Below are 24,623 nucleotides of genomic sequence, written 5' to 3'. Positions count from 1 at the left end.
ACGATGTTGCCGCATGAGTGTCACCGCCTATCAGCAAGCCCAGCGCGAGGGCCAGGATGTGGTCAGGACCGCGATCCTGGACGCGGCCACGCGCCTCCTGATCGACGAAGGCCCGGCCTCGCTGACCGTGCGCCGCATCTCCGCCGAGGTCGGCTGCTCCACCAAAGTGATCTACACGCTCTTCGGCGGCAAGGACGGGCTCAGCGAGGCGCTCTGGCTGGAGGGCTTCGGCAGGTTCGAGCGGCGGTTGCTGACCACGCCCCCAGGCCCCGACGCCATGACGCGGCTGCGGGCCGGCATCGATGCCTACCGGACCTACGCGCTGGACCAGCCGGCCTATTACCGAGTGATGTTCCAGGGAGGCGTGCCCGGCTTCACGCCGAGCCCCGAGGCCAGGCAGGAGGCGAAGAGATCCTTCCACCTGCTCGTGGCCGGGGTCCGCCGCTGCCTGGCGGAAGGGCTGCTGCACGGCGCCTCCGACGTGGAGATCGCCGACGTGCTCTGGATGGCCATGCACGGCGCGGTGAGCCTGGAGCTCGCGGGCTACTTCGATCGGGCCGAGGGCGAACAGCGCTACCGGCTGCTCTGCGCCTCGGTGCTCAGCCCCTTCCTGACGCACGACGAGAGGACCACCTGATGCCAACGCCTTACAGAGGCGGCTTCGCCCCCGTCACCGACGAGATCACCGCCTTCGATCTGGAGGTCACCGGCCGCATCCCCGCCGAGCTGAACGGCCGCTACCTGCGCAACGGCCCCAACCCCCTCAGCCTCGACGATCCGAACGCCTCCCACCTGTTCCTGGGCGAAGGCATGGTGCACGGGGTGCGGCTGCGCGACGGCCGCGCCGAGTGGTACCGCAACCGATGGGTGCGCAACGCCGACGTCGCCCGGCGGCTCGGCGAGGAGCCTAGGCCAGGCCGCACGCACGGCGGCATGGACTTCGCGGCCAACACGCACGTGATCGGCCTGGCCGGCCGCACCTTCGCGACCGTGGAGGCGGGGGCGCTGCCGTACGAGCTCGGCTACGAGCTCGACACGATCGGTCCGTGCGACTTCGCCGGCGGGCTGCCCGGCGGATTCGCCGCGCACACCCACCTGGACCCGGCCACCGGCGAGCTGCACGCGATGGCGTACTTCTTCGGCTGGGACCACCACCAGCACATCGTGCTCGACGCCAAGGGCACCGTCACCCGGACCAGGGACATCCCCATCGCGGACGCGCCCATGATGCACGACTTCGCGCTGACCGAGCGCTTCGTGGTGCTCTACGACCTGCCCGTCACCTTCAGCATGGCGCACGCCGAGAAGGGCGCGCCGCTGCCGTACGCGTGGAACGAGGAGCACGGCTCCCGGATCGGGCTGCTGTCACGCCGGACCGGCGAGGTGCGGTGGTTCGAGGTAAACCCGTGCTGGGTCTTCCACACGCTCAACGCCTATGACGACGGCGACCAGGTCGTGGTCGACGTGGTGCGTTACCCGCGGCGCTTCGTCGACGCCCGCCTCGACGAGGGCGGCTCGCCCACGCTGGACCGCTGGCGGATCGACCTGTCGTCGGCCAAGGTGAGCGAGACCCGGCTGGACGATCGGACGCAGGAGTTCCCGCGGATGGACGAGCGGCTCACCGGCAGGCCGTACCGCTACGGCTACACCGTCGCGACCCGTGACCTGGTCGAGGTGATCTATCCGCAGGACACGGCCATGGAGGACCTCCCGGATGAGGCGTTCGACAACACGCTCATCAAGCACGACCTGGAGCGGGGCACCCAGCAGGGGCGGCAGTTCGGCCGGGGCGCCTACGTGGGCGAGCCGGTGTTCGTGGAGTCGGGCGAGGCCGAGGACGACGGCTACGTGATGTCCTTCGTCAACGATCCGGAGCGGGGAGCGGCCGACCTGGTGATCCTGTCGGCGCAGGACTTCACCGGCGAGCCGGTCGCCACCGTGCACTTGCCGGCCCGGGTGCCGCTCGGCTTCCACGGCAGCTGGGTGAGTGACTGACCGGGAGACGGTACCCTCTTCGGGTTAGGTGAAAACGTGAAGAGGGAGAGACCGTGGCCGATCCGGCCGCCATCGCGGCCCGCTCCGGCGAGCCCGAGATCGTCTCCGGCACCGACCCCGAGGCCCCTGCCATCCAGGTCGGCGGCGTCGACGTGGTGAGCCGATCAGGCAGGACGAGGTGACCTCCGCGGTCTCCGCCGTGGCGGCGGTGCCGCAGGTCCGGGCGCGGCTCGTGGCGCTCTAGCAGGAGATCATCGGCGCCGGTGACATCGTGGTCGAAGGCCGCGGCATCGGCTCCGTGGGCCGCCATGGCCGGGCGCGACACGTTGGACTCAACACGCAAGACGGATCCACGCTCGCTGGCGGATGGCGCCATCGAGCTCGACACCACCGCGTTCAACCTCGAAGAGGTCATCGCGGAGGTGCTGAGACTGGTCAAGGAGCGCACCTGTGAGGGTGCGGGACTCAAAGGATGAGACATGGTGTCAATGGGGGATTGGGTCGAGGCTGAGCTCGACGATCTCGAGATTTCCGAAGAGCAGGCGGACACCGGCCCGGTTCCGGTCGTGGCCATCGTCGGACGGCCCAACGTGGGCAAGTCCACACTGGTCAACCGCATCATCGGCCGCCGGGAGGCGGTCGTCGAGGATGTGCCGGGCGTGACCCGCGACCGGGTCACCTACGACGCCAACTGGCGTGGCCGGCGCTTCACGGTCGTCGACACCGGCGGCTGGGACCCGGACGCCACCGGCATGAACCTCCGCATCGCCGAGCAGGCCCAGGTCGCCGTCGAGCTGGCCGACGTGATCGTGTTCGTGGTCGACGCGACCGTGGGCGCCACCGACGCCGACGAGATCGTGGGCTCCGTGCTGCGCCAGTCCGGCAAGCCGGTCATCCTGGCCGCCAACAAGGTCGACAACCAGCAGCTGGAGCTGGAGGCGTCCTCGCTCTGGGCCCTCGGGCTCGGCGAGCCCCAGCCGGTCTCGGCCCTGCACGGCCGTTCCAGCGGCGACCTGCTCGACGTGGTGCTCGACGCGCTGCCCGAGACGCCGCAGGTGACGTTCGGCGCCGAGCGCGGCCCCTACCGGGTGGCCCTGCTCGGCAAGCCCAACGTCGGCAAGTCCTCGCTGCTCAACAAGCTCGCGGGCGAGGAGCGGGTGCTGGTCGACCCGATGGCGGGCACCACCCGTGACCCGGTCGACGAGCTGATCGAGCTGGGCGGCCGGACCTGGCGGTTCGTCGACACGGCCGGCATCCGGCGGCGCGACCGCGAGCTGCAGGGCGCCGACTACTACGCGGCCATGCGCACCAGGGCCGCGCTGGAGCGCTCGGAGGTGGCGATCGTGCTGATCGACGCCAGCGAGCCGCTCACCGAGCAGGACCTCCGCATCATCAGCCTGGTGATCGACTCGGGCCGGGCCATGGTGGTCGCGTTCAACAAGTGGGACCTGGTCGACGAGGACCGCCGCCACTACCTGGAGAAGGAGATCGACAGGCAGCTCGTCCGCACCCCGTGGGCGCTGCGGGTCAACATCTCCGCCAAGACCGGCCGCCACATGGACCGCCTGGTCCCGGCGCTGGAGAAGGCGCTGGAGTCGTGGTCGACGCGGGTGCCGACGGCCAGGCTCAACGCGTTCCTGACCGAGCTGGTGCAGCAGACGCCGCCGCCGGTCCGGGGCGGCAAGCAGCCCAAGATCCTGTTCGCCACGCAGGCGTCGGTCGAGCCGCCCAAGTTCGTGCTGTTCACCTCGGGCTGGCTCGAGGACACCTACCGCCGGTTCGTCGAGCGCCGCATCCGCGAGGAGTTCGGCTTCGCCGGATCGCCGATCGAGGTGACCATGAAGATCCGCGAGAAGCGCAAGGGCGGCCAGTCCAGGAAGTAGCCGGCCGCAATGCCGTTGCCGCCGGCCCCGCCAACGTCCGGCAGGTGGCGCTCTTCCCCCGTGACCTGCACCGTCTGACGCCGTAGCTCACTGGGCACGGCAGGGCGCGAGCCACCCGCGTCCTGCCGTGCCCACGCCGGGCGGGGGCGGTCACGCCGCGGAGGCTAGAGCGAGCGCCTGGGCAGGAAGCCCGCGACGACCGCGCCGATCGCGCACAGCACCGCCGTGACCAGGAACATCTCGGTGTATTCGACATGCAGCGCGGCGTTGACCTTGGCGAGGTATTCGCTCTGCTGCCTGGCGTAGACGGCGGGATCGAGGCCGAACGGCAGCGGGGTGTCGAGATGGGCGGTCAGCGACTGGAAGCGGTAGAAGCCCCAGGCCGACACGCTCGCGATGCCGATCAGCATGCCCATCATCCGGGCCACGACCACCGCGGCCGAGGCCACTCCGTGCTGCGCGGCCGGCGTCACCCGGAGCACCGCGGCCGAGACCGGGGCGATGACCAATCCGATGCCGAGCCCGGCCAAGACCAGGTCGAGGTCGACCATGAGCCTGGCGCCGGCCAGGTCGAGCGGCCAGCGGCTCATCAGCGTGTAGCCCACCATGGCGATCAGCAGGCCCGCCACGCAGACGATCCGGTCGCCGAGCCCGCGGGCCAGCAGGCCGCCCGCGACCGCGCCGACGGGCAGGGCGATCAGGAACCGGCCGAGGACCAGCGAGGCCTCGAGCGCCTCCAGCCTCAGCAGGGTCTGCGCGGTGAACTGGACGAACACCATGGTGACCAGGAGCGCGGCCCCGGTCAGGAAACTCACTCCCAGAGTGGCCAGCAGGGGGCCCTTGCGGGTGGTGGACAGGTCGAGCAGGCGGACGGGGGAGCGGATCTCCCACCAGACGAAGGCGGCTCCGGCCAGGACGCCGGCGGCGATCAGCGGCGGGCCCCAGGGCGGCAGGATCGCCTTGGCCGGGTCGGGGTTGTAGAGGCCGGCCACGAGCAGCGCCAGGGCGAGGGCCAGCAGCGCGCCGCCCACGCCGTCCACCCGGCCGCTCCCGGAGCGGCGCTCGCGATCGGGAGGGGGGACGGTGAAGTGCACCGCGACGGCGGCGAGCGCGGCCAGCGGGACGTTGATCCAGAAGATGGCGTGCCACCCGCCCAGCTCCACGCCGCGCACCAGCATGGTGCCGGGGATCACGCCCATCAGGCCGCCGGTGAGCGGGCCGAGGGCGCCGTCCAGCCGCACGCCCGCCAGGGTGAGGGCCGGGGCCAGCGCCAGCACGCCGCCGTAGAGCGGGCCGAGCGCGCTGCCCAGCTCCTGGGCCGCCCCGACCGCGCCGAGCGCCACCGGACGCTCCCGCTCGTCCCACAGATCGCCGATGAGCGCCATCGTGATCGGCAGCAGGGCGCCACCGGCCACGCCCTGCACCGTGCGCCCGGTCACCACCATGACCTCGCCGGCCGCCAGGGCCGTCAGCACCGAGCCCACGGCGAACGCCGCCAGGCAGGCGTGGATCAGCGGGCGCCGGCCGTAGCGGTCGGAGAGCTGCCCGAGCAGCGGCATCGCGGCGACGTAACCCAGCAGGAATCCGGTGACCACCGGGGTGGCCCGCTCCAGCCGGTTGAGCGGGATGCCGATGTCCTCGGCGATGTCGATGAGGACGGTGACGACCACGTAGGCGTCGAGGGCGGCGAGTAACACCACCGCCCCGCCGGCGCCGAGCGCGACCCGGCGGGCGGCTCTCATCCGGCCGCAGGAGGCGGGGTGATCGTGATCGGCGCGTCGTAGTCGCTGAACGACACCGTCACCGTGCCGTCCTGCAGCGGCAGCTCGATCTTGGTGAGCCGGCCGGCGGCCTTGTCGATCCAGACCCTGCCGTTGACGCCCTGCGTGACGCCGGGCACCAGCGCGCCGAGGACCTGGCCGGAGAACGTGGTCGCGACCCGGTAGGTATCGCCCTCCTCGGCCTCGACGCGCGGATCGGTGGCGGTGCTCAGCAGCTGCGCGACCCCCTTGCCGGGGTCGAGGATCAGCGACGGGTCGTAGAGCTGCGCCAGGTCGGCGCGGGTGAGCTTCTGGAAGCCGCCGGTCGGGCCCTTGAAGTGGACGGTGTCGCCGACCAGCGCGAAGGTGATCTCCTGGAGGTTGCCGAGCACCTCGAGCGTGATCGTGCCGTCGGCGTCGCCCCCGGCGGTGAGCCGGCCGTCGGCCTTCTTCACCGGCACCTTGGGCTTGCCCTCGGTGGAGATCGAGAAGGCGGCCGACTTCACCGTCTTCATCGCCTCCGAGGACTTCTTCATCAGGTCGGGGCCGGTGGGCAACTCGCCGCCGCCAGCCGACGAGCAGGCAGGCAGAAGCGCGAGAACGACGACGAGCAGCAGCTTTTTGAGCATGAGCGGATCGTAGCGATCGGCCGGGAGCGATCGTGAGCCGTCAGCGATATCGGTTGGGTGTCAGCGCAACTTCTTCAGGTGGTCGACGATCGGCCTGTAGGCGGCCTCGATCGCGTTGAGCTGTTCGTCGGTGAGCCGGTCGACGAAGTGCTCGCGCACGCTGGCCACATGGTCGGGTGCCACCCGCTGGATGGTGTCCCAGCCTTCCTCGGTGAGCACCGCGAACGTGCCGCGCCGGTCGTCACGGCAGTCTTCCCGGCTCACCAGGCCTTTGGCCTCCATGCGGGAGATCTGGTGTGACAGGCGGCTGCGCGACTGGATCGTCGCGTCGGCCAGGTCGCTCATCCGCATCCGGCGCTCGGGGCTCTCCGACAGGTTGACCAGGATCTCGTAGTCGTTCACGGAGAGTGAGTGCTCCTGCAGATCGCGGTCGAGCCGGTGCATGAGGAGTTTGTGCAGGGCCAGGTGGGTACGCCAGGCACGTTGCTCTGCGGGGGAAAGCCAGCGAGGCGTGCTCATGATCCCCAATCTAACGCACGTTGAGTGATCTGGTGGCGAAGCGGCAGGCGAAGGGCCCCGGCAGGGTCACGGGGACGCCGCCTCCCACCCCGGGCCGCCGCTAGCTGAACGCCATCACGATGGCGACACCCACCACGTGCATGAGCACGACGGCGACGATCAGCGAGACGAATATGAACTTGGCGGGGCCGTGCTCGAAGGTCTTGCCCTCCTCGAGCGGTTTGCGCTTGGCGACACGATCGGCGATCCGCTCTTCGAGGGGCTTGCGATAGAACATACGTCCACTTTATCCGGGAATTGGGCGCCTCTCCGCTCGGGTGTCGGTGATGACGGCCACCATGATGCCCGGCTCGGCCGTCCACTCCAGCAGATGCCGTCCCGCCCAGCCGGCCTCCACCGAGCGCAGCAGGTCCAGTGACAGCTCGCCGCGCTTGATCAGCGCCTCCTTGCGGGTCCAGTGCCTGATCAGCTCGTCGTTGCCGCTCACCAGCGCGCGCTCGCGAGGTGTCAGCGCCATGTCGGCCAGCGACTCCTCCAGCGGGCCGGCCGGCACCCGCTCCGCGTCCACGCCCACCTGGCCCTCCCCGGCCGCCGCGCAGACGTATCCGCGCGTGTGGCTGAGGCTGACGCCCAGCGACGGGGCCTGCCGGATGTACGGGCGGCCGTGGCCCGGGCCGTGTACGTCGCAGTGCTGCAGCAGGGTGAGCCCGTCCGGCTCGGCGTCCAGGACGGCGGCGGCGCAGAGCCGTACCAGCAGGTGGGCGGCGACGAAGGAGCGCCGGTCGGCGTCGGCGGCGAAGCGGGCGGCGCGCTCCCGCTCGACCGGGGTCAGCCATCGTTCGGGGGCGCGCACCTCGTCCGGGCGGCCGCCCATCGCCACGGGGACGATCGGTCAGTCCTTCTTCTTCTGGCCGTCCGCCGGGGTGCCGTCGAGGTTGTACTGGTCCTCCTTGGCCGCGCCCAGCACGGTCACCTCCTGGACCTTCCAGACCCCCTTCTCCTTCACCAGGGTGACCTTCAGGTGCGACCCCGTGACCGAGCGGATCGCCTCGGCGGTGTTGACCTGCTGGTCCACCACGACGATGGCGTGGGCCGTGGCCTCGTCCACGTCCGACAGGTAGACCTCGCGGACCGTGGCCCGGGAGACGGCCTTGAGCTTGACGATGACCTGGGCCATCGCGCCGCCGAACGCCTCGTCGTAGGTGGTCAGGAAGTCGCCCGTGGCCTGGGCCATCAAGGTCGAGCGGGTGGTCTGCAGGTCCTGGTAGTCGTAGCTGAGCAGCGCCTGGCCGAACGAGCCGGCCGCGCCCGACACCTCCAGGCGCAGCGCCCGCTCCGACTCCAGCCCGGCGAGCGCGTCATGGGCCTGGTTCGCCGAGACCCACTGCAGCACGGCCGTGGCGGCCAGCGCGGCGACCAGCATGGCCGCCAGCGCGCCCGTGACGCGCGCCCGGGTGAACCGCGGCCTCCGGCCCGCCTCGCCGCCGGCCGCCGGCGCCGCCCGGTCCTCGGTCTCGCCCTCGTCGGAGACCGTCTCGGCGGGCCGGTCGGTCTCGGCCGCGTCCGTCTCGGCGGGTCGCCGGGTCTCGGTGGGAGGTTCGGTCGCCGATGGCTCCTTGGCGGGCCGGACGGCGGTGGTCTGGGTGTCGGCGGGAGGGGGGACGGGCTCTGTCTCGGACGGCTGCCGGCCCTCGGTGAGGTCCTGCTGGGCGGTCATCGGATTTTCCTTTGCTGGAGACACCGGGCTTTGGCGCTGGGGAGAAACCGGGACGGCTGTCACCTGTGAAGCAGGAAGGTCCAACCTGCGAGGGTTGGAATCCCCCGCCTTCAGACGTGGGGAGGACGTCAACCGCTCTCCTTACCGCGGCGGGCGGCCCGGCCCGCCGCGATCCAGCCCACGATGCCACCGGATGCCACTATGGCGAGGAATATCGCGACAATCAGCGGCGTGGTGTTCAGCGGGGTACGGGGCGCGGCGCCGGTGGTGGCGGCCACGCCGGACGGCGAGCTGGACGCCTTGGCCTCCAGGGTCCGCGCGGGCTCCGCGGTGTCGGCCGAAGTCCTGGTCTCGGGATGTTCGCCCTGCCTGTCGTGCCGTACGTCGTCGACGGGGTCGTTCGCGACGTCCGCGTCGGCCGCGACGGTCACGCGGTCCGGGCAGGCGCGCAGGCGCGGCACGGTGGGCGGCCCGACGGGGTTCTCGTACTCCTCGGCCGGCTGGGGTCCGCCCGGGACGCTGAAGATGAACGCCGCCTTGCCGTACACGGTGTCGCCGCGCTTGTCGCTGATGTCGTCGGCCAGGCTGAGCGCGGTCGGCACGATGCTGAGCAGGTGGTGCGCGTTGCGTTCGGTCTGCGCGGAGAAGGCCGGTCTGTGAGGCAGCCCGGCGGCGGTCAGCAGGCACGACAGGCCGGGCCGGGCCCGCTTGACGGCCTGGTCGAGCCGCCCGAACACGCCGGGGCCCTGGTCCAGAAAGGCGTTGAGGTCGGCGCGGGAGGCGCGCAGCGAGCCCGTCACCGTGCTCAGGTCGGTGATGCCCGAGGCCAGCCGGTCCTTCCTGCCCGCGAGCGTGTGGGTGAGCTGGGTGAGCTGCACCGACAGGTCGTCGAGCAGCTTGGAGTTGTCGGCCAGCGTGCCGGTCAGGTCGTGCGCGTCGTCGATGACGCTCCGGATGGCCCCCGATCGGCCGTCCAGCGCGACCGCCAGCTCGTGCGTGATCGTCTTGGCGTCGCGGGGCGGCACCGCGTTCAGCAGCCTGCCGACGCCCTCGAACAGCTTGCGGTAGTCCAGCGGCACGCTGGTGCTCGTCATCGGGATCACGTCGCCGGGCGCGAGCGAGGCCCCGGTCACGCCGGTGGCGGGCGGCGACAGCTCCACGTACGGCTCGCCGATGGCGGACCTGCGCCGCACCTCGGCCGTGCTGCCCTTCGGCAGCCGGATCTCCTTGTCGATGTCGAGCCCCACGACGATCTTGCCGGTGGCCAGCCGCACCTCGCCGATCTTGCCGACCCGGACGCCCAGGTAGGCCACGTCGAACCCGCGCATCAGGCCGGGGGAGGAGGCGAACTCGGCCGACACCCGGTAGGGCCGGGTGATCGCGTCGACCTTGATGATGGTGCTGAACGCCCAGACCGTCATCACGACGCCGAGCACCACGAAGAAGCCGAGGTTGAGGTAGATGCGGTTGTTCATCGCGGGGGCTCCCAGAGCAGGCGGAAGTCCTCCTTGGGGGCGGCGGCTCCGGGATCGTCCCGGGTGGCGCCCCCGCTCCGTGGCAGGAGCAGGCCCTTCAGCCACACGTACGTCAGCACCTGGCCGTTGACCGTGATCGGAGGGGCGTCGATGAACTTCTGGATCTTGGCCACCAGCGCCTTCAGATCGTCCTTGCCGCGCAGCATCGAGGAGTTGATGGCGTCGAGCCGGCGCAGCAACGTGCGCAGCCGGGCGGCGTGGCGGGGGTAGATCGTCAGGTTGGCCTCCTTGGCGAGCCTGGTCAACGCCACGACGGCCTTCTTGATGTGCTTGCGGCCGTGCGCGACGCGCGCCGTGGCCGCCGCCAGCGTGCCGGGCAGCTGGTCGAGCTCCTTGCTCCCCTTGGCCAGGTCGTCGCCCAGCTCGGCCAGCGCGTCGATGGTCGTGCCCAGGTCGCGGCGGGCGGCCGCGTAGGCGTCGGTGACCTCGGCCGTCCGCTTGATCAGCGTGTTCACGTCGCCGCCCTTGCCGGCGAACGCGGTCGAGGCGGCGTCGAGGATGGCGTTGACGTCCTGCGCGCCGAGCGCCTCGATCAGCGGCCCGGCCTTCGCGGTGACCTGCTCGATGTCCGGCTCGACCGACGTGTCGATGATCGTGGCCCCGTCGGCCAGGTAGGGGCCCGTCGTCAGGTCCTTGCCGGGCGGCGGGGTGAGCGAGATGTAGTTCTCACCCAGGACCGACGTCTTGCCCACCGTCGCCGTGCTGCCGGCGGGCAGCCGGTGCCGCTCCTGGATCGCCATCGTCACCCTGGCCCGGTAGCCCTCCAGCCGAATGCCGGTGACCGTGCCCACCCGCACGTCGGCGATCTGCACGCTGTGCCCGGCCACCAGGCTCTGCACGTCGTCGAAGGTCGCGTTGAGCGTCAGGTCGCCCGACGTGGAGCCGAGCGTCTGGATCGAGCACGACGTGGTGATGCCCAGGGCCAGGATCGCGGTGCACAGGCGTGCCTTCATCGCTGCCTCTTGCGCTGTTCGAAGGGACAGTTGCTCAGCCCGGCCGGCAGGCACGACACCTTGCCGAGGTCGAGCGCGTCGAACAGCGGCGTGAGCCAGGCCCTGGTCATCGCGTTGAGGACCACGCGGATCTTCAGCACATGCTGCTCGCGGTCCCAGGAGTCGATCAGCACGTCGGCGAAGTCGGCGGCGCCCTTGACCGCCCGGGCCATCGACGCGCTGTTGGCCCGCACGGTCAGCACGAGCTCGGCCAGGGTGCCGGTCGCCTGCGGGAGCCGGGCCGAGTAGGCCTCGATGATCACGTCGCCGCGCCGGACGAAGCCGGCCATGGCCGAGATGAACCCGCGCAGCCGCCGGCGCTCCTCGGCCAGGATGGCGGCGGCCTCGGCGAAGGAGTCGATCGCGCCCGTCACCTGGCCCTGGCGCCGGTTGAGGCTCGTGGCCAGCCGGTTCAGGCCCTTGGCCAGGTCGATCAGCTGCTGGTCCTGCCTGGCCAGCGTGTCGGTGAGCTCCGCGGTGTCGGCCAGCGCGTTGTTGATCGTCTTGCCCCGGCCCCTGACGCCGTCGGCCAGGTCGCCCGCGACGTCGCCCACCTTGTCCGCGTCGAGCGCGCCGGTCAGCTTGGTGAACGCGTCGAGCGCGTCGTCGATCTCCACCGGCAGGTCGGTGCGCTCCAGCGGGATGGTGGCGCCCGGCGCGATCCGCTGGTCGCCGGGCTTCCACGGGGGGTGGAGCACCACGTTCCGCTCGCCCAGCGTGTTCTGTGGCGCGACCACGGCCTGCACGCCGGCGGGCAGCGGCACCTCCGCGTCGACCGACAGCTCGACCCGGACCCGGTCGCCCTCGATCCGGATCCGCTCCACGTAGCCGGCGTCCAGCCCCATCACCTTGACCCGCGCCTGCTCGTACAGGGCGGGCGCCTTGCTGAAGATCGCCGTCAGCCGGTACGGCGCGGGCCCCAGCGGCGCGCAGCCGCCGGTGGCGATCAGCAGGGCCCCGGCCAGCAGGATCACGAGCGCTCTCATCGGTCGTTCTTCCTGTCCTTGACGATGGCGGCGAGCACCTCGGGGTCGACGGGGCCGAGGCCGGAGGCGACGGCCTCCAGCCACGGGCCCTGCCCGCCCATCGTGGACAGGCCGGAGAAGGTGGGGCCGGCCCACGCCAGCAGCTCGTTGAACCGCTCGTTGCCGCCGCTCAGCCTGGTGGTGATCGCGCCGGTGTCGTCGAGCACCCGGACCAGTGACTTCTCGTGCCGGCTGATCAGCCGGGTGGTGCTCTCCACCAGGTCGCTGCCGTCTCCGAGGAGCGTGCGCAGCTCGTCGCGGCGGCCGCGCAGCTCCTTGAGCATGACCTCGATGGCGTCGATGAGCCGGCCGAGCTGTTTGTCCTTCCTTTCCAGGACCTTCATGACCCGGGTGCCGTTGTCGAGCAGCCGCCGCAGGTCCGGCTCGCTCCTGCTGATCGTGTCGGACAGGTCGCCGATGTTCTTCAGCAGCCTGGTGACCCGGCCGCGCTCGCTGGTGTCGATCTTGCCGAGCTCGGTCACCAGGTCGTCCACGGCGTCGGTGTCGAGCTTCTCCACCAGCCGGGTGGCGTCCTTGACCGCGTCGTTGATCAGCGTGGGCACGCCGGTCCGCTCCACCGGGATGCGCCGGGCGCTCTCCGGCAGCTGGTCGACGTACGGGGCGGACACAGGGCCGGTCAGCTTGACGTAGCGGCCGCCGAGCAGGTTGGACAGCGCGATGTCGGCGCGGGTGCCGCGGCCCAGCCGCACATCGTCGTCGACCCGCCAGGTGACGACCACGTTGCCCTGTCCGTAGTCGGCCCGCACCTCGGTGACCTCGCCGACGCGCACTCCGGCCACCCGGACGTCGTTGCCGGTGCGCAGGCCGCCCGAGTCGACGAACGTGCCGGACATCGTGTAGCCGCCTTCGAGCAGGCCGAGGTTGCCGACGAGGAACGTGGCCACCAGGACCGTGCCGAGCACCGCCAGCGACACCAGGCCGACGGCGATCTTGTTGCGATCCCTGAAGGACTTGACCGCCATCACTCACCCACCATGAGCTTGCGCAGGTCCTTGGTGCTCTGGATCGTGGTGTTGCCGCGCAGCGGGGGCGGCGTCTTCATCGGGTACGGGCACGGCGCGGGCCCCAGCGCCAGGCAGGGCACCGCGGTGACGAAGTAGTGGCCGCGGCCGACGCTGCTGTGGGCGCGGGCGAACAGCGGCTGCAGGGTGTTGACCGTCCGGTCGAGCTCGTTCACGTGCCGCCTGACGCCGCCCGTCAGCCCGGTCAGGTGGTCGACCAGCGCGCCCAGCTCGCCGGCGTTCTTGCCGATCACCTCGTTGGAGGTGTGGAAGGTGGCCGACAGCTCCACCAGCGAGTCGTCGATCAGCGTGCGGTTGTCCGCGAACGCCTCCGACAGCGTGACCAGGTTGTCGACCAGCTGCTCGATCTGCTTGTCGCGCCTGGCGACGACGTTCGAGACGGTGGCGTAGTCCTTCAGCAGCCGCTCGATCGTCTCCTTGCGCTGGGTGACGGTGCCGGTGATGTCGTTGACGTTGTCGAGCAGCCGCGGGATGTTGCGGTCGTTGCCCTTCAGCGACGCCGCGGCCGCGGTGAGCAGCTGGTTGATCTGCTCCGGGTCGAGGCTGCGGGTCAGCGGGCCGAGGTCGCTCACCAGCTCGCCGATGTCGACCACCGACGAGGTGCGGGTGATGCGCGAGCCGGGTGCCAGCATGCCGGGGGCGGTGCCGGGAAGCAGGTAGACGACCCGCTGGCCGACCGCGTTGCGCCACCTGATGGCCGCCTCGGTGTCGGCCGGCACCCTGACCGCCTCCCACACCTCCAGGGTCACCTCGGCCCGGCCGTTCACCACCTCGATCGTGCCGACCTGGCCGACCGGCGCTCCGGCGATCTTCACCTGGTCGCCCTCGGCCAGCCCGGACACGTCGTCGAAGGTGGCGACCAGCCGGTAACCGTCCTCGGTGCCGAACCGGACGATCTGCGCCGCGATGAGCGCGATGAGGGAGAAGGTCACGCCAACGAACAGCACGACGCGGACCAGCGTCCACCGGCGGGTCACGCGCTCCCTGGAGATCGCCACCTCAGCGCCTCCCGTCGGTCGGTCCGCAGGCGCCGACGATGAGCTCGCAGACGTCGGTCGCGATGAACGCCTCCACCTGCAACTGGCGGGTGCCGTTCGGGCCCGGCGCCTCGATCAGCTCGTTGAGCAGGTCGATCAGCTTGTTCAGCCCCCGTACGCCGTCACCGGCCAGGCCGAGCTGGGCGTAGACGAGCGCGGCCACCCGCTCGCCGGAGTGGACACCGGCCCGCAGGTTGCGCCGGTGCTCGCGCAGGCCGTGCGCGGTCAGGCCGGAGACGGAGGTGATCTCCTTCAGCAGGGCGCGCACCTTGTCGGCCCGCTCCAGCAGGCCGGGAGTGATGACGTTGACGTCGGAGGAGATCGACACCAGCTCGTCGCCCTTGTCCGACAGGGCGGTGGACAGCCCTGCGGTGTCGCGCAGGAACTGCCGCGCCCGGGAGCGCTGCCGGTGGGCGACGCCGACCACGGTCCCCGCGTCGTCGATCAGCTCGCGCAGCCGGGTGCCCTTGCCGTCGAGCCCCTTGGCCAGCGTGTGCACGATGACCGTGACCTCGCGCGGGTCCACCGCGTCCAGGCCCCGGTAGGCGTCGCCGAGGGTGTCGGACAGGTCGAGCGGGTCCTGCGTGTCGGTGATGACCGCCCCGGCGCCCAGGTAGGGGCCGGTGGCCTCGCCGGTGCCCGGCTTGAGGTTGACGTACTTGGGGCCGAAGACCGACGCCGGCTCGACCGCCGCGACCGTCGTCCGCGGCAGCCGCACGCCCGGCTCGACGTGCATGGTCACCACGGCCCTGCCCGCCGGGTCGAGCGACACCTCCGTCACGTCGCCCACCGTGATGCCGCGGATCTTGACCGAGGAGTTGGTGTCGAGCCCCTGTCCCGCCCGGCCGAACACCGCGTCCACCCGGATGCCGCGCACCTCCGTGGCCGTGCGCACCACGAACACCGTCGCGGCCACGAACAGCGCGACCACCGCGAGCGCGATGCCCATCCGCGCCGGCAGCGGGAACCCGTCACGTCCCATCGCTCACCCCGTCAGCTTCACGCTGCCGCCGCCACCCCAGAACAGGTACGACAGCAGCAGGTTGAGCAGGACGATCGTGACGATCGACTGGCGGATCGCGCGGCCCGCCGCCACCCCGACGCCCACGGGGCCGCCGGTGGCGTGGAAGCCGTGGTAGCAGTGGATGACGATGACGGTGAACGCGAAGACGGCCACCTTGGCGACGCTGAAGACGATGTCGCTGAGCGGCAGATACAGGTAGAAGTAGTAGTCGTAGACCCCGGGCGCCAGCCCGAACAACGCCGTGCACATCAGCCGGGTGGCGAAGAAACTGGCGAACAGCGCGATCAGGTAGATCGGCACCAGAGCCAGCAGCGCGGCGACCACCCGGGTGCAGATCAGGTAGGTGAAGGCGTTGATGCCCATCACCTCCAGCGCGTCGATCTCCTCCGAGATCCGCATCGCGCCCAGCTCGGCCGTGAACGACGAGCCCACCTGCGCCGCCAGCGCCGTCGCCGCGATGATCGGGGTGATCTCGCGGACGTTGGCGAAGCTGCCGACCAGGCCCATGAACGACTCGGCGCCGATCGCCTGCAACCCCTGGTAGCCCTGCAGGCCCACGGTCGCGCCGACGACGAAGGCCATGGTGAACACCACGAAGATCATGCCGCCGCCGATGACGGTCGCCCCGACGCCCACCACCACGTCGCTGACCTGCCGGATGACGACCTTGACGTACTTCAGCCGCAGGACGACGTCGCGGACCGAGTAGAACAGCACCTTCCACACGAACAACGGCCAGTCGGCCAGCGAGGCGAACCGTTCGGCCCAGTCGCGGCCCCGGTCGGCGAACCGGAGGCCGGCCGCACGCGTGACCATCACAGCGCCTTGGGCGGATAGGCGAGGAAGTAGACCGCGGAGATCACGTAGTTGAACGCGAACACCAGCATGAACGTGACCACGGTGGCCTGGTTGACCGCGCGGCCCACGCCGACCGGGCTGGTGGCACAGGTCATGCCCTTGTAGCAGGCGACGGCCGCGGCGATGAAGCCGAAGATCCACGCCTTGAACAGCGTGACGTAGAGGTCGGAGCCGACGACGAGGGAGAGCGCGCCGTCGAAGTAGGCGCCGGGGGTGACGCCCTGCACGACCACGTTGAAGAAGTAGCCGCCGCTCGCCCCGGCCAGGATGACCAGCGGGCACAGGCAGACCGCGACCGTGCTGGCCGCCCACATGCGCGGCGTGACGAGGCGGTGGATCGGGTTGACCGACATGACCTCCATCGCGCTCAGCTCGTCGCGGATGTGCCGGGCGCCGATGTCGGAGGTCATCGCGCTGCCGCCGGCCCCGGCGATCAGCAGGGCGCTGGCCAGCGGCGCCACCTCGCGGATGAGGCCCACGAAGACGGCGCTCCCGGTGGCCGAGGCGGCGCCCAGCTGCCAGGCCAGGTCGCCGACCTGCAGCGCCACGGTCGCGCCCAGGGGCAGCGAGACGAGCAGGACGGGCACGCTGGTGACGCGGGCCAGGAACCAGCACTGGCCGACGAACTCCCACCACCAGTGCCTGACGTCCCAGCTGCGGCGTAATCCCTCCAGGACGATGACGAACAGGTCACCCACCTGGCCCAGCGCGGACCCGGCCCGGCGGCCGAGGTATCCGGACAGGGCCATCAGCATCCCGCCCGGACGCGTGTTGCCGTCATGACCACCTCGTAACCCGCCGACTACGGAGCAGTCACCTTACTGACGAGTTGTCCAGTAGGTCGATGCTTCGCGGGAAATTTGAGGAGAAGGTATGAGGCACACGCCACAGGTTGTCAGTTACCTACGAATCGTGACGCGCCCGTTACGCCCGGCCCGCCGGGGTTGATCACCGGGCGAGCCGATCCTGGCGGCGGGGACGGCCGACCGGATCGCCTGACAGGACATCCGACTGGAGACTGAAAACCGCGTCACACCGAAGCGTGGGCATCCGGGCACATCACCGCGCCGGCGGTCGATCAACCGCCGGCGCGGGTTTCTAGGCGAGGAGGCCGGACATCCAGGTCTCGATCTCGTCCGGGTGGCGGGGGAGCGCCCCGGACATCAACCGCGCGCCGTCGGCCGTGATGACCAGGTCGTCCTCGATGCGGACGCCCAGGCCGCGGAACTCCTCGGGCAGCGTGAGGTCGTCGGGCTGGAGGTAGAGGCCGGGCTCGACGGTGAGCACCTGGCCCTCCTCCAGCACGCCGTCCAGGTAGACCTCGGCGCGGGCCCTCGCGCAGTCGTGCACGTCGAGGCCGATCATGTGGCCACTGGCGCACAGCGTGTAGCGGCGGTAGAGGCCCGACTCCAGGAGCGCGTCGGTGGAGCCCTTGAGCAGGCCCCAGTCGCGCAGCCCCTCGCAGATGACGCGCATCGCCGTCAGGTGGAAGTCACGGAAGCGGGCCCCCGGCCTGAGCACGCCGATCGCGGCCGTCTGCGCCTCGTACACCAGCTCGTAGACCTGCCGCTGCACGGCGCCGAACCGTCCCGACATCGGCAGGGTGCGGGTGACGTCGGCCGTGTAGAGCGTGTCGGTCTCCACGCCCGCGTCGAGCAGGAGCAGGTCGCCGGCGCGCAGCCGGCCGTCGTTGCGGATCCAGTGGAGCACGCACGCGTGGGCGCCGGAGGCGACGATGCTCTCGTAGCCGACCGCGTTGCCGTCGAGCCGCGCGCGCAGCCCGAACACGCCCTCCAGGTAGCGCTCGCCGCGCTCGTGACCAAGGGCCCGCGGCAGGGCGCGCACCACGTCCTCGAACCCGAGGGCCGTGGCGTCGACGGCCGCCTGCAGCTCGCCGACCTCCCACTCGTCCTTGATCAGCCGCATCTCCGACAGGAACTGCTCGAACTCGCCGTCGCCCTCGCCGGGCGGCACCGCGGCGTCCACCGACGGGTCCACCCCGCGCAGCACCCGGGCTGGCCCCTTCAGGGCCAGGTCGCGGATGTGCGCGCAGTCGACCTGGTAGAGCTCCGCCGCCTCCGCCAGGGCGGGCCTGCGGCCCACCCAGAACTCGCCGTAGCGGCGGTCGCGGTAGAACTCCTGGCCGTCCTCACGCGGCGAGCGCGGCCTGATGTACAGCCTGGCCTCGCCCGACGGTTCGATCACCAGCACGTCGTCAGGCTCGCCCGCCCCCGTCAGGTACGAGTAGGCGCTGTGCGGGCGGAACCGGTAGTCGGAGTCGTTGCTGCGCAACTTGAGCGTGCCCGACGGGACGATCAGCCGCTCGCCGGGGAACCGCGCCGCCAGCGCGGCCCGGCGCTTGCCCGCCCAGGGCGCGATCGGCAGGGGGAGCACGTCATCACGTCTGCTGTCGGCCCAGTCGGCGCGCATGAACGCGGCCAGCTCGTCGGTGAAGGGGAGGTCGTGACTGCCGGTGTTGAGCTGATCGGTCATCGTCTTCCTGAAGCTGGAGGGTGGGTGTTGTCTAGCCGGGCGAAGCCGTCGTACGGCAAGCAGCCTACGGGAACGCTTGACGCTCTCCTACTGCCGTTGCTTGCCTGGAGGGGGGGCGGGTGGAGGGGCTTAGCCGCCACCTTCCCGGGGTAACTGAGAGCCGAGGTGGTGCAGATGCTCATTGGGACAATCCTGCGCAACAAGGGCAGTCATGTGACGACCGTGGCACCGGAGGCGACGGTCCGCGAGCTGCTCGCCCAGCTCGCCGAGCACAACATCGGAGCCGTCGTCGTCTCCCCCGACGGTGACGCGATCGTCGGGATCGTGTCGGAGCGTGACGTCGTACGACGCCTCCACGACCGGGGCGCCGGCGTGCTCGACGGCCCGGTGTCGGCGATCATGACCTCGGAGGTCCAGACCGTCGGCCCGCGCGACAACGTCGAGGAGCTACGCAAGACCATGACCACTCACCGATTCCGGCACATGCCGGTGGTCGAGGGCGGCCGGCTGGTCGGCATCGTGAGCATCGGCGACGTGGTCAAGAGCGCCATCGAGGAGCTGGAGACGGAGAAGGCGTCGCTGGTCGACTACCTCCACCGTTGACACGGGTGGGACGCTGGTCACCGTGATGTACGGACCCCCGCCCGAGCTCCCCCGGGCGACCAGCAGTCCGACGATCATCCTGCTGGTCTCCGGGCTGGCAGGGGTGCTGGGGTTCCTCATCGGCTTCTTCGCGGGCCTCGGCACCGGAGAGACGTCCGCCGCGCCCGCGCCCCGGGTCACGGTGACGGTCGAGCAGCCGGTCGGGCCCGAAGGCTCCCAGCCGCCGGCCACCGCCGCGAACGACCCGCCCGCGACCGGTTCGCCCGCGACCGGCCCGCCCGCGACCGAGCAGCCCGCCACCGATCAGCCTGAAACCGGCGCGCCGGGCAGCACGGCTCCGGGCGGCACGCCTCCGGCGAGCACGGATCCGACCGGTGCGCCCGCCGGCGCGACGGCGGCCAACCGCACCCTGGTGGTCGGGGTCGACATCCAGCCCGGCACCTACCGCACGACCGGACCCGCGCCCGGGCAGCCGGTCTGCTATTGGGCCCGGCTCAAGAGCACCACCGCGCGGCCCGCCGACATCATCGCGGCCGACATGCCCGTCGGCGCGGCCACCGTCACCATCGCGCCCACCGACAAGGCGTTCCAGACCGGCGGCTGCGCCGAGTGGATCAGGGCCTGACATGTTGGCAGCGCGCCCGCCCGCGTAGGAGGATTCTCCCAGGCCACCTCACTCAGGAGGAACAGATGTCGGTGTTGCGGAGCTTCGTGGACAGTGTGCGGAACGGCTCGATCGAGGTGATCGATCTCACCGCGCCCCTGACGCCGGAGACGCCGATCCTCCAGCTGCCCGAGCCGTTCGGCAACACGATCCCGTTCCGGCTGGAGGAGATCAGCCGCTACGACGACCGGGGCCCGGCCTGGTACTGGAACGACATCCACACCGGCGAGCACAGCGGCACCCACTTCGACGCGCCGATCCACTGGGTGACGGCCCGCGACGGCGAGGACGTCTCGCAGGTGCCGGTCAGCAGCCTGCTCGCCCCCGCCGTGGTGCTCGACTTCACGGCCGAGGCCGGCAAGGACCCCGACTTCCTGCTCCAGATCGATCACGTCAAGGAGTGGGAGCGGGCCAACGGGCCGCTGCCCGAGGGCGGCTGGCTGCTCTACCGCACCGGCTGGGACACCCGCTCCGGTGACCAGGCGGCGTTCCTCAACGCCGACGAGAACGGCCCGCACACCCCGGGCATCTCGGTCGAGTGCGCGCGCTGGCTGGCGGAGCAGACGCCCATCCTCGGGCTGGGCGTCGAGACCGTCGGCACCGACGCGGGCGCCGCCCACTCCTTCGACCCCGCCTTCCCCTGCCACTCCTTCCTGCTGGGCGCCGGCAAGTACGGCTTGACCCAGCTGCGCAACCTCGACCGGCTGCCGGTGACCGGCGCGGTGGTGGTCGCCCCGCCGCTGCCCATCGTGGGCGGGTCGGGCAGCCCGGTCCGCGTGCTGGCCCTGGTGGAGCGGAGCTCGGAGTGAGCCGCGCCGGCGGCCGGGGGCGGGAGCGGTGACCGTCGCTGAGGCCGTCGGGCGGGCGCTCGCCTCGCTCGGCGTGCGGGCCGCGTTCGGCGTGGTGGGCAGCGGCAACTTCCACGTCACCAACAGCCTCGTCGAGCACGGCGTGCGTTTCGTCGCCGCGCGGCACGAGGGCGGCGCGGCCACCATGGCCGACGCCTACGCCCGGATGAGCGGCACGGTCGCGGTGCTGTCCGTGCACCAGGGGCCCGGCCTGACCAACGCGATGACCGGCATCGCCGAGGCGGCCAAGAGCCGCACACCGATGGTGGTGCTCGCCGGCGAGGCCACGGACGTCCGCTCCAACTTCCACATCGACCAGGACTCCATGGCCCGCGCGGTGGGCGCGGTCCCGATGCGTGTCACGGCCGCCGGCGAGGCGGTCGAGGAGACCGTGGCGGCCTTCCGCACGGCCTGGCACGACCGGCGCACCGTGCTCCTCAACCTGCCGCTCGACGTGCAGGCCGACATCGCGCCCTGGGGCGGGCGGCTCGGCGAGTTCCTCGACCAGATCATCGCCGGCCAGCGCGCGGCCGCCGCCGCGCACACCCCACCCGTCCCGGCCCCCTCGCCGCCCGCCCCGGATTCGGGGGCACAACCGCGGGGCGCGCGGCCGGTCGGCGACGTCGCCGATCTGGCGCGCCTGCTGGCCGGCTCGCGCAGGCCGGTGTTCATCGCGGGCCGAGGCGCCCGGCACGCCCGGCACGAGCTGGAGGAGCTGGCCGACCTGGCCGGAGCCCTGCTGGCCACCTCCGCCGTGGCCAGGGGCCTGTTCCGGGGCAGCCCGTGGGACCTCGACGTGAGCGGCGGGTTCGCCACGCCGCTGGCGGCCGAGCTGATCCGCGACGCCGACCTGGTCGTCGGCTGGGGCTGCGCGCTCAACATGTGGACCACCCGCCACGGCCACCTGATCGGCGAGCACGCCACGCTGGTCCAGGTCGACGTGGACGCGAACGCGATCGGCGCCCACCGGGCCGTCCGGCTCGGCCTGGTCGGCGACACGGCCGCCACCGCGCAGGCCGTTTCCGCGGCCTTCGCCGACATCGACGCTGCCGCCGCCGAGGCCGCCGCCGAGGCCGCCGCCGAGGTCGCCGCCGAGGTCGCCGCTGACGCCGCCGACGCCGAGGCCGCCGCTGACGCCGGTGCCGGTGCCGGTGCCGATGCCGCCGCGACTGCCGGCGTTGATGCCGAGGCCGCCGTGACCGCCGGCGTCGCGGGCCGGCGCTACCGTACGCCCGAGCTCATGCGGCGCATCCAGGCCGAGGGCCGGTGGCGGGCCGTGCCCTACGACGACGAGAGCGGCGACGGCCGGATCGATCCGCGGACGCTCACGATCGGCCTGGACGACCTGCTGCCCGCCGAGCGGATCGTGGCCGTCGACTCGGGCAACTTCATGGGCTACCCGTCGATGCTGCTGGACGTTCCCGACGAGTACGGGTTCTGCTTCACACAGGCGTTCCAGTCGATCGGGCTCGGCCTGGCCACCGCGATCGGCGCCGCGCTCGCCCGCCCCGACCGGCTGCCGGTGGCCGCACTGGGAGACGGCGGGGCGCTGATGGGCGTCGCCGAGCTCGACACCGTCGCCCGGCTCGGCCTGCCGATGGTGGTCGTGGTCTACGACGACGACGGCTACGGCGCGGAGGTGCACCACTTCGGGCCGCACGGCCATCCTCTCGACCTGGTGCGGTTCCCGACGGCCGACCTCGCCGCGATCGCCAGGGGCTACGGCTTCGACGCCGTGACGGTGACGGAGCGCGGCGACCTGAGCGGGGTGGCCGAGTGGCTGAAGGGTCCCCGCGACCGGCCGCTGCTCGTCCATGCCAAGGTCACCCGGGAGCACCCGTCATGGTGGCTGGAGGAGGCGTTCAAGGGCCACTGACCTTCCGATACGTCCACGCGTCCGCCGCGGCGGCGAGCACGTCGGCCAGTGGCGCGCCCGCCGCGGCCGACACCGCCGCCGCGATCGCGCCCTCCACGAACGGCACGTCGGCCAGCTCCACCCGCCCCGGCTCGGCCAGCAGGCGGGCCGTCAGCACCGAGCTGCCCAGGTCGGGGATGAGCACCAGGCCGTCGCCCTGGTCGACCGACGCGAGCGCCCGCTCGATGAGGTCGACGCTGGTGCCGAGCCCACCGTCCTCGGTGCCGCCCGCGGCGGCCACGGGCGCCTCGGCCCCGGCGATGCCCCTGGCCAGCGCGGCCGTCTCCGCCGCCAGCCCGGCGCTGTGCGCGACCAGGACGATCCCGACCATCAGCCCCCTGCCCCATCCGCGCCGTCCGCCACGTCGTCCGTCATGCCGTCCGGCATGCCGCCCGCCACCGTCACCAGTGACGCGACGATGAGCGCCGAGGAGGCGGCGCCGGGGTCCTCGTGCCCGACGCTGCGCTCTCCCAGATAGCTGGCCCGGCCCTTGCGGGCGCGCATCGGGATGGTGGCCTGTGTTCCCTCCTCGGCCGCGCGCGCCGCCCGCTCGAACGCCTCGCGCGGCTCCAGACCCTCGTGTACGGCCTGTGCCAGCGCCCGTGACGCGGGCACCAGCGCGTCGAGCATGGTCTTGTCACCCGGGGCGGCCTTGCCCAGCCGCTCGACCGCGACGACTCCGGCCTCGAACGCCCCGGCGAACCGGGCCAGTGTCACCGGCTCCTCCAGCGCCTTGCCCATCTGCCGGAACGCCGAGCCGTACAGCGGGCCCGAGGCGCCGCCGACGCGGCGGATCAGCGTCGTGCCCGCGGACACCAGCACCTGCACCGGCGAGGCCGGCGGCCAGTCGGCCAGCGCCTTGCGCACCTCGGTGAACCCGCGGTCGAGATTGACGCCGTGGTCGGCGTCGCCGATCGCCGCGTCGAGTCGCGTCAGGTCCTCGCGCCGCAGCCGGATCACCTTGGCCGCGTCCTCGAACCAGGCGACGAAGAAGGCGGTGTCCAAGACGGTGTCCATCACGGGTCCATCACAGGGTCCATCACAGGGGCCATCCCCATCGGAGTCCATCATCGTCCCCATCGGAGTCCCGGCGTCTCGACCGGCGCGTCCCACAGGCGCGTCAGCTCGTCGTCCAGGCGGCAGACCGTGACGGAGAAGCCCTGCATGTCGAGGCTCGTCACGTAGTTGCCGACCAGCGACCGCGCGACCCGCGCCCCCTTGCCCCTGACGAACGCCTCCACCTCGGCGAACACGACGTACAGCTCGAGCAGCGGGGTGCCGCCCATGCCGTTGACCATGACGAGCAGCTCGCCCCGCAACGGCAGGTCGCCGTGCACGGCCTCCATGGCCAGCCCGGCCAGCTCGCGCGCCGGAGCCATCGGCGCCCGGTTGCGGCCCGGCTCGCCGTGGATGCCGATGCCCAGCTCCACCCGGTCGTCCGGCAGGTCGAAGGTCGGCTCGCCCGCCGCGGGCGTCGTACAGGAGGTGAGCGCGATGCCGAACGAGCGGCTGCGCTCGTCCACCTCGCCGGCCACCCGCACCACCTCGGCCAGCGGCGCGCCCTCCTCGGCCAGCGCGCCCGCGATCTTCTCGACGAACAGCGTCGCGCCGGTGCCGCGGCGGCCCGCCGTGTAGAGCGAGTCCTGGACCGCCACGTCGTCGTCGACGAGCACGCTCGCCACTTCGACGTCGTCGCACAGCTCTGCGGCCATCTCGAAGTTCAGCACGTCGCCGGTGTAGTTCTTGACGATGTGCAGCACACCCGCGCCGCCGTCGACGGCCCGGGTGGCCTCGATGATCTGGTCGGGGACGGGCGAGGTGAAGATCTCACCCGGGCAGGCCGCGTCGAGCATGCCGTAGCCGACGAAACCGGCGTGCAGCGGCTCGTGCCCCGAGCCGCCGCCGGAGACCAGCCCGACCTTCCCCGCACGCGGCCCCGACGCGCGGTAGACCACCTGGCCGAGCACCCGCAGCGATGGATGGGCCGCCGCCAGGCCGTTGAGCGCGTCGCCTACCACGGAGTCCGCCGAGTTGATGAGCTTCTTCATGCTGGGAAGATGTGCCCGTTTCGGCCGCAGGGCAA

26 protein-coding genes and 1 pseudogene are annotated in these 24,623 nt (G+C 71.7%); 9 read left to right on the top strand and 18 right to left on the bottom strand.

What is annotated here, in order from left to right:
* Positions 1 to 13: 13 nt before the first annotated feature.
* The 5 genes and pseudogenes from AB0C16_RS23285 (at position 14) to der (ending at position 3,878) form a co-directional block, all read left to right on the top strand.
* Positions 14 to 637 carry a TetR/AcrR family transcriptional regulator gene (locus tag AB0C16_RS23285; RefSeq protein WP_357685989.1) on the top strand — a complete coding sequence of 208 codons (624 nt, stop codon included), beginning with the start codon at positions 14 to 16 and terminating at the stop codon, positions 635 to 637.
* Positions 637 to 1,995 carry a carotenoid oxygenase family protein gene (locus AB0C16_RS23280; protein WP_357685988.1) on the top strand — a complete coding sequence of 453 codons (1,359 nt, stop codon included), beginning with the start codon at positions 637 to 639 and terminating at the stop codon, positions 1,993 to 1,995. Before AB0C16_RS23285 ends, AB0C16_RS23280 begins: the two co-directional genes overlap by 1 nt.
* A gap of 53 nt (positions 1,996 to 2,048) precedes the next feature.
* On the top strand, positions 2,049 to 2,177 hold the full coding sequence (locus AB0C16_RS23275) for a hypothetical protein (protein WP_357685987.1): 129 nt from the start codon (positions 2,049 to 2,051) through the stop codon (positions 2,175 to 2,177).
* Between the two features lie 66 nt (positions 2,178 to 2,243).
* Positions 2,244 to 2,471 (top strand): annotated as a pseudogene (locus AB0C16_RS23270) ((d)CMP kinase); the annotation flags it as partial.
* 3 nt (positions 2,472 to 2,474) lie between these two features.
* On the top strand, positions 2,475 to 3,878 hold the full coding sequence (gene der / locus AB0C16_RS23265; RefSeq protein WP_357685986.1) for a ribosome biogenesis GTPase Der: 1,404 nt from the start codon (positions 2,475 to 2,477) through the stop codon (positions 3,876 to 3,878).
* Positions 3,879 to 4,042: 164 nt separating this feature from the next.
* Here der and AB0C16_RS23260 read toward each other — a convergent pair whose 3' ends face one another.
* The 15 genes from AB0C16_RS23260 to AB0C16_RS23190 all read right to left on the bottom strand — a co-directional run bounded on the left by AB0C16_RS23260 (position 4,043) and on the right by AB0C16_RS23190 (position 18,510).
* Positions 4,043 to 5,620 (bottom strand): MFS transporter, encoded by a 1,578-nt coding sequence (locus tag AB0C16_RS23260; protein WP_357685985.1) that lies wholly within the window; start codon positions 5,618 to 5,620, stop codon positions 4,043 to 4,045.
* Positions 5,617 to 6,267 (bottom strand): LppX_LprAFG lipoprotein, encoded by a 651-nt coding sequence (locus AB0C16_RS23255; RefSeq protein WP_357685984.1) that lies wholly within the window; start codon positions 6,265 to 6,267, stop codon positions 5,617 to 5,619. Before AB0C16_RS23255 ends, AB0C16_RS23260 begins: the two co-directional genes overlap by 4 nt.
* A 60-nt stretch (positions 6,268 to 6,327) precedes the next feature.
* Positions 6,328 to 6,786: a MarR family transcriptional regulator gene (locus AB0C16_RS23250; protein WP_357685983.1), complete on the bottom strand. Its 459-nt coding sequence runs from the start codon at positions 6,784 to 6,786 to the stop codon at positions 6,328 to 6,330.
* Between the two features lie 100 nt (positions 6,787 to 6,886).
* Positions 6,887 to 7,063 carry a hypothetical protein gene (locus AB0C16_RS23245; RefSeq protein ID WP_357685982.1) on the bottom strand — a complete coding sequence of 59 codons (177 nt, stop codon included), beginning with the start codon at positions 7,061 to 7,063 and terminating at the stop codon, positions 6,887 to 6,889.
* A gap of 9 nt (positions 7,064 to 7,072) precedes the next feature.
* Positions 7,073 to 7,660, bottom strand: a complete 588-nt coding sequence (locus AB0C16_RS23240; RefSeq protein ID WP_357685981.1) for a 4'-phosphopantetheinyl transferase superfamily protein — start codon at positions 7,658 to 7,660, stop codon at positions 7,073 to 7,075.
* 18 nt (positions 7,661 to 7,678) lie between these two features.
* The gene (locus AB0C16_RS23235) at positions 7,679 to 8,503 is read right to left on the bottom strand and encodes a hypothetical protein (RefSeq protein WP_357685980.1); all 825 of its coding nucleotides are present in this window, start codon (positions 8,501 to 8,503) and stop codon (positions 7,679 to 7,681) included.
* A 128-nt stretch (positions 8,504 to 8,631) separates the two neighbouring features.
* Positions 8,632 to 9,978 carry an MlaD family protein gene (locus tag AB0C16_RS23230; RefSeq protein ID WP_357685979.1) on the bottom strand — a complete coding sequence of 449 codons (1,347 nt, stop codon included), beginning with the start codon at positions 9,976 to 9,978 and terminating at the stop codon, positions 8,632 to 8,634.
* A complete protein-coding gene (locus tag AB0C16_RS23225) occupies positions 9,975 to 10,991 on the bottom strand; it encodes an MlaD family protein (protein WP_357685978.1) in 1,017 nt (338 codons plus the stop codon). Before AB0C16_RS23225 ends, AB0C16_RS23230 begins: the two co-directional genes overlap by 4 nt.
* Entirely contained in the window at positions 10,988 to 12,016 is a 1,029-nt protein-coding gene (locus AB0C16_RS23220) for an MCE family protein (RefSeq protein ID WP_357685977.1), read from the bottom strand. The genes AB0C16_RS23225 and AB0C16_RS23220 overlap by 4 nt, the downstream gene beginning before the upstream one ends.
* Positions 12,013 to 13,038 carry an MlaD family protein gene (locus AB0C16_RS23215; RefSeq protein WP_357685976.1) on the bottom strand — a complete coding sequence of 342 codons (1,026 nt, stop codon included), beginning with the start codon at positions 13,036 to 13,038 and terminating at the stop codon, positions 12,013 to 12,015. The genes AB0C16_RS23220 and AB0C16_RS23215 overlap by 4 nt, the downstream gene beginning before the upstream one ends.
* Positions 13,038 to 14,096 carry an MlaD family protein gene (locus tag AB0C16_RS23210; protein WP_357685975.1) on the bottom strand — a complete coding sequence of 353 codons (1,059 nt, stop codon included), beginning with the start codon at positions 14,094 to 14,096 and terminating at the stop codon, positions 13,038 to 13,040. The genes AB0C16_RS23215 and AB0C16_RS23210 overlap by 1 nt, the downstream gene beginning before the upstream one ends.
* A 1-nt stretch (position 14,097) precedes the next feature.
* Positions 14,098 to 15,117, bottom strand: a complete 1,020-nt coding sequence (locus tag AB0C16_RS23205; protein ID WP_357685974.1) for an MlaD family protein — start codon at positions 15,115 to 15,117, stop codon at positions 14,098 to 14,100.
* Positions 15,118 to 15,120: 3 nt separating this feature from the next.
* Positions 15,121 to 15,975 carry an ABC transporter permease gene (locus tag AB0C16_RS23200; protein ID WP_357685973.1) on the bottom strand — a complete coding sequence of 285 codons (855 nt, stop codon included), beginning with the start codon at positions 15,973 to 15,975 and terminating at the stop codon, positions 15,121 to 15,123.
* Positions 15,975 to 16,766: an ABC transporter permease gene (locus AB0C16_RS23195; protein ID WP_357685972.1), complete on the bottom strand. Its 792-nt coding sequence runs from the start codon at positions 16,764 to 16,766 to the stop codon at positions 15,975 to 15,977. Before AB0C16_RS23195 ends, AB0C16_RS23200 begins: the two co-directional genes overlap by 1 nt.
* 349 nt (positions 16,767 to 17,115) lie before the next feature.
* A complete protein-coding gene (locus AB0C16_RS23190) occupies positions 17,116 to 18,510 on the bottom strand; it encodes an aminopeptidase P family protein (RefSeq protein ID WP_357685971.1) in 1,395 nt (464 codons plus the stop codon).
* A 174-nt stretch (positions 18,511 to 18,684) separates the two neighbouring features.
* On the opposite strand from AB0C16_RS23190, the gene AB0C16_RS23185 reads away from it, so the two are divergent.
* The 4 genes from AB0C16_RS23185 (at position 18,685) to AB0C16_RS23170 (ending at position 22,501) form a co-directional block, all read left to right on the top strand.
* Positions 18,685 to 19,113, top strand: a complete 429-nt coding sequence (locus AB0C16_RS23185) for a CBS domain-containing protein (protein ID WP_357685970.1) — start codon at positions 18,685 to 18,687, stop codon at positions 19,111 to 19,113.
* A 22-nt stretch (positions 19,114 to 19,135) separates the two neighbouring features.
* Positions 19,136 to 19,738 (top strand): hypothetical protein, encoded by a 603-nt coding sequence (locus AB0C16_RS23180; RefSeq protein ID WP_357685969.1) that lies wholly within the window; start codon positions 19,136 to 19,138, stop codon positions 19,736 to 19,738.
* 65 nt (positions 19,739 to 19,803) lie between these two features.
* Complete coding sequence (locus AB0C16_RS23175) at positions 19,804 to 20,586, top strand: cyclase family protein (protein WP_357685968.1); 783 nt, start codon at positions 19,804 to 19,806, stop codon at positions 20,584 to 20,586.
* A gap of 28 nt (positions 20,587 to 20,614) precedes the next feature.
* Positions 20,615 to 22,501 carry a thiamine pyrophosphate-binding protein gene (locus AB0C16_RS23170; RefSeq protein WP_357685967.1) on the top strand — a complete coding sequence of 629 codons (1,887 nt, stop codon included), beginning with the start codon at positions 20,615 to 20,617 and terminating at the stop codon, positions 22,499 to 22,501.
* Here the strand turns inward: AB0C16_RS23170 and AB0C16_RS23165 are convergent.
* The 3 genes from AB0C16_RS23165 to dhaK are packed head-to-tail and all read right to left on the bottom strand — an operon-like array spanning position 22,488 to position 24,588.
* The gene (locus tag AB0C16_RS23165; protein WP_357685966.1) at positions 22,488 to 22,871 is read right to left on the bottom strand and encodes a phosphoenolpyruvate--protein phosphotransferase; all 384 of its coding nucleotides are present in this window, start codon (positions 22,869 to 22,871) and stop codon (positions 22,488 to 22,490) included. The genes AB0C16_RS23170 and AB0C16_RS23165 overlap by 14 nt on opposite strands.
* Positions 22,871 to 23,557 (bottom strand): dihydroxyacetone kinase subunit DhaL, encoded by a 687-nt coding sequence (dhaL, locus tag AB0C16_RS23160; RefSeq protein ID WP_357685965.1) that lies wholly within the window; start codon positions 23,555 to 23,557, stop codon positions 22,871 to 22,873. The genes AB0C16_RS23165 and dhaL overlap by 1 nt, the downstream gene beginning before the upstream one ends.
* Before the next feature lie 50 nt (positions 23,558 to 23,607).
* Entirely contained in the window at positions 23,608 to 24,588 is a 981-nt protein-coding gene (gene dhaK, locus AB0C16_RS23155; protein WP_357685964.1) for a dihydroxyacetone kinase subunit DhaK, read from the bottom strand.
* Positions 24,589 to 24,623: the final 35 nt, after the last annotated feature.

This window comes from Nonomuraea sp. NPDC048916 (assembly GCF_040649575.1).
Classification (GTDB): Bacteria; Actinomycetota; Actinomycetes; order Streptosporangiales; family Streptosporangiaceae; genus Nonomuraea.
The sequence above is the reverse complement of the archived record's forward strand: the minus strand, read 5'-3'. Positions and strand labels throughout refer to the sequence as shown.

What these genes read in the sequence shown, in the direction of transcription:
- AB0C16_RS23235 (WP_357685980.1), bottom strand. Translation starts at nt 8,503, where the DNA reads ATGACCGCCCAGCAGGACCTCACCGAGGGCCGGCAGCCGTCCGAGACA.
- der (WP_357685986.1), top strand. Translation starts at nt 2,475, where the DNA reads ATGGTGTCAATGGGGGATTGGGTCGAGGCTGAGCTCGACGATCTCGAG.
- AB0C16_RS23195 (WP_357685972.1), bottom strand. Translation starts at nt 16,766, where the DNA reads ATGGCCCTGTCCGGATACCTCGGCCGCCGGGCCGGGTCCGCGCTGGGC.
- AB0C16_RS23255 (WP_357685984.1), bottom strand. Translation starts at nt 6,267, where the DNA reads ATGCTCAAAAAGCTGCTGCTCGTCGTCGTTCTCGCGCTTCTGCCTGCC.
- AB0C16_RS23220 (WP_357685977.1), bottom strand. Translation starts at nt 12,016, where the DNA reads ATGAGAGCGCTCGTGATCCTGCTGGCCGGGGCCCTGCTGATCGCCACC.
- AB0C16_RS23190 (WP_357685971.1), bottom strand. Translation starts at nt 18,510, where the DNA reads ATGACCGATCAGCTCAACACCGGCAGTCACGACCTCCCCTTCACCGAC.
- AB0C16_RS23175 (WP_357685968.1), top strand. Translation starts at nt 19,804, where the DNA reads ATGTCGGTGTTGCGGAGCTTCGTGGACAGTGTGCGGAACGGCTCGATC.
- AB0C16_RS23230 (WP_357685979.1), bottom strand. Translation starts at nt 9,978, where the DNA reads ATGAACAACCGCATCTACCTCAACCTCGGCTTCTTCGTGGTGCTCGGC.
- AB0C16_RS23285 (WP_357685989.1), top strand. Translation starts at nt 14, where the DNA reads ATGAGTGTCACCGCCTATCAGCAAGCCCAGCGCGAGGGCCAGGATGTG.
- AB0C16_RS23165 (WP_357685966.1), bottom strand. Translation starts at nt 22,871, where the DNA reads ATGGTCGGGATCGTCCTGGTCGCGCACAGCGCCGGGCTGGCGGCGGAG.
- AB0C16_RS23200 (WP_357685973.1), bottom strand. Translation starts at nt 15,975, where the DNA reads ATGGTCACGCGTGCGGCCGGCCTCCGGTTCGCCGACCGGGGCCGCGAC.
- AB0C16_RS23280 (WP_357685988.1), top strand. Translation starts at nt 637, where the DNA reads ATGCCAACGCCTTACAGAGGCGGCTTCGCCCCCGTCACCGACGAGATC.
- AB0C16_RS23260 (WP_357685985.1), bottom strand. Translation starts at nt 5,620, where the DNA reads ATGAGAGCCGCCCGCCGGGTCGCGCTCGGCGCCGGCGGGGCGGTGGTG.
- AB0C16_RS23205 (WP_357685974.1), bottom strand. Translation starts at nt 15,117, where the DNA reads ATGGGACGTGACGGGTTCCCGCTGCCGGCGCGGATGGGCATCGCGCTC.
- AB0C16_RS23185 (WP_357685970.1), top strand. Translation starts at nt 18,685, where the DNA reads ATGCTCATTGGGACAATCCTGCGCAACAAGGGCAGTCATGTGACGACC.
- AB0C16_RS23250 (WP_357685983.1), bottom strand. Translation starts at nt 6,786, where the DNA reads ATGAGCACGCCTCGCTGGCTTTCCCCCGCAGAGCAACGTGCCTGGCGT.
- dhaL (WP_357685965.1), bottom strand. Translation starts at nt 23,557, where the DNA reads ATGGACACCGTCTTGGACACCGCCTTCTTCGTCGCCTGGTTCGAGGAC.
- AB0C16_RS23240 (WP_357685981.1), bottom strand. Translation starts at nt 7,660, where the DNA reads ATGGGCGGCCGCCCGGACGAGGTGCGCGCCCCCGAACGATGGCTGACC.
- AB0C16_RS23225 (WP_357685978.1), bottom strand. Translation starts at nt 10,991, where the DNA reads ATGAAGGCACGCCTGTGCACCGCGATCCTGGCCCTGGGCATCACCACG.
- dhaK (WP_357685964.1), bottom strand. Translation starts at nt 24,588, where the DNA reads ATGAAGAAGCTCATCAACTCGGCGGACTCCGTGGTAGGCGACGCGCTC.
- AB0C16_RS23245 (WP_357685982.1), bottom strand. Translation starts at nt 7,063, where the DNA reads ATGTTCTATCGCAAGCCCCTCGAAGAGCGGATCGCCGATCGTGTCGCC.
- AB0C16_RS23215 (WP_357685976.1), bottom strand. Translation starts at nt 13,038, where the DNA reads ATGGCGGTCAAGTCCTTCAGGGATCGCAACAAGATCGCCGTCGGCCTG.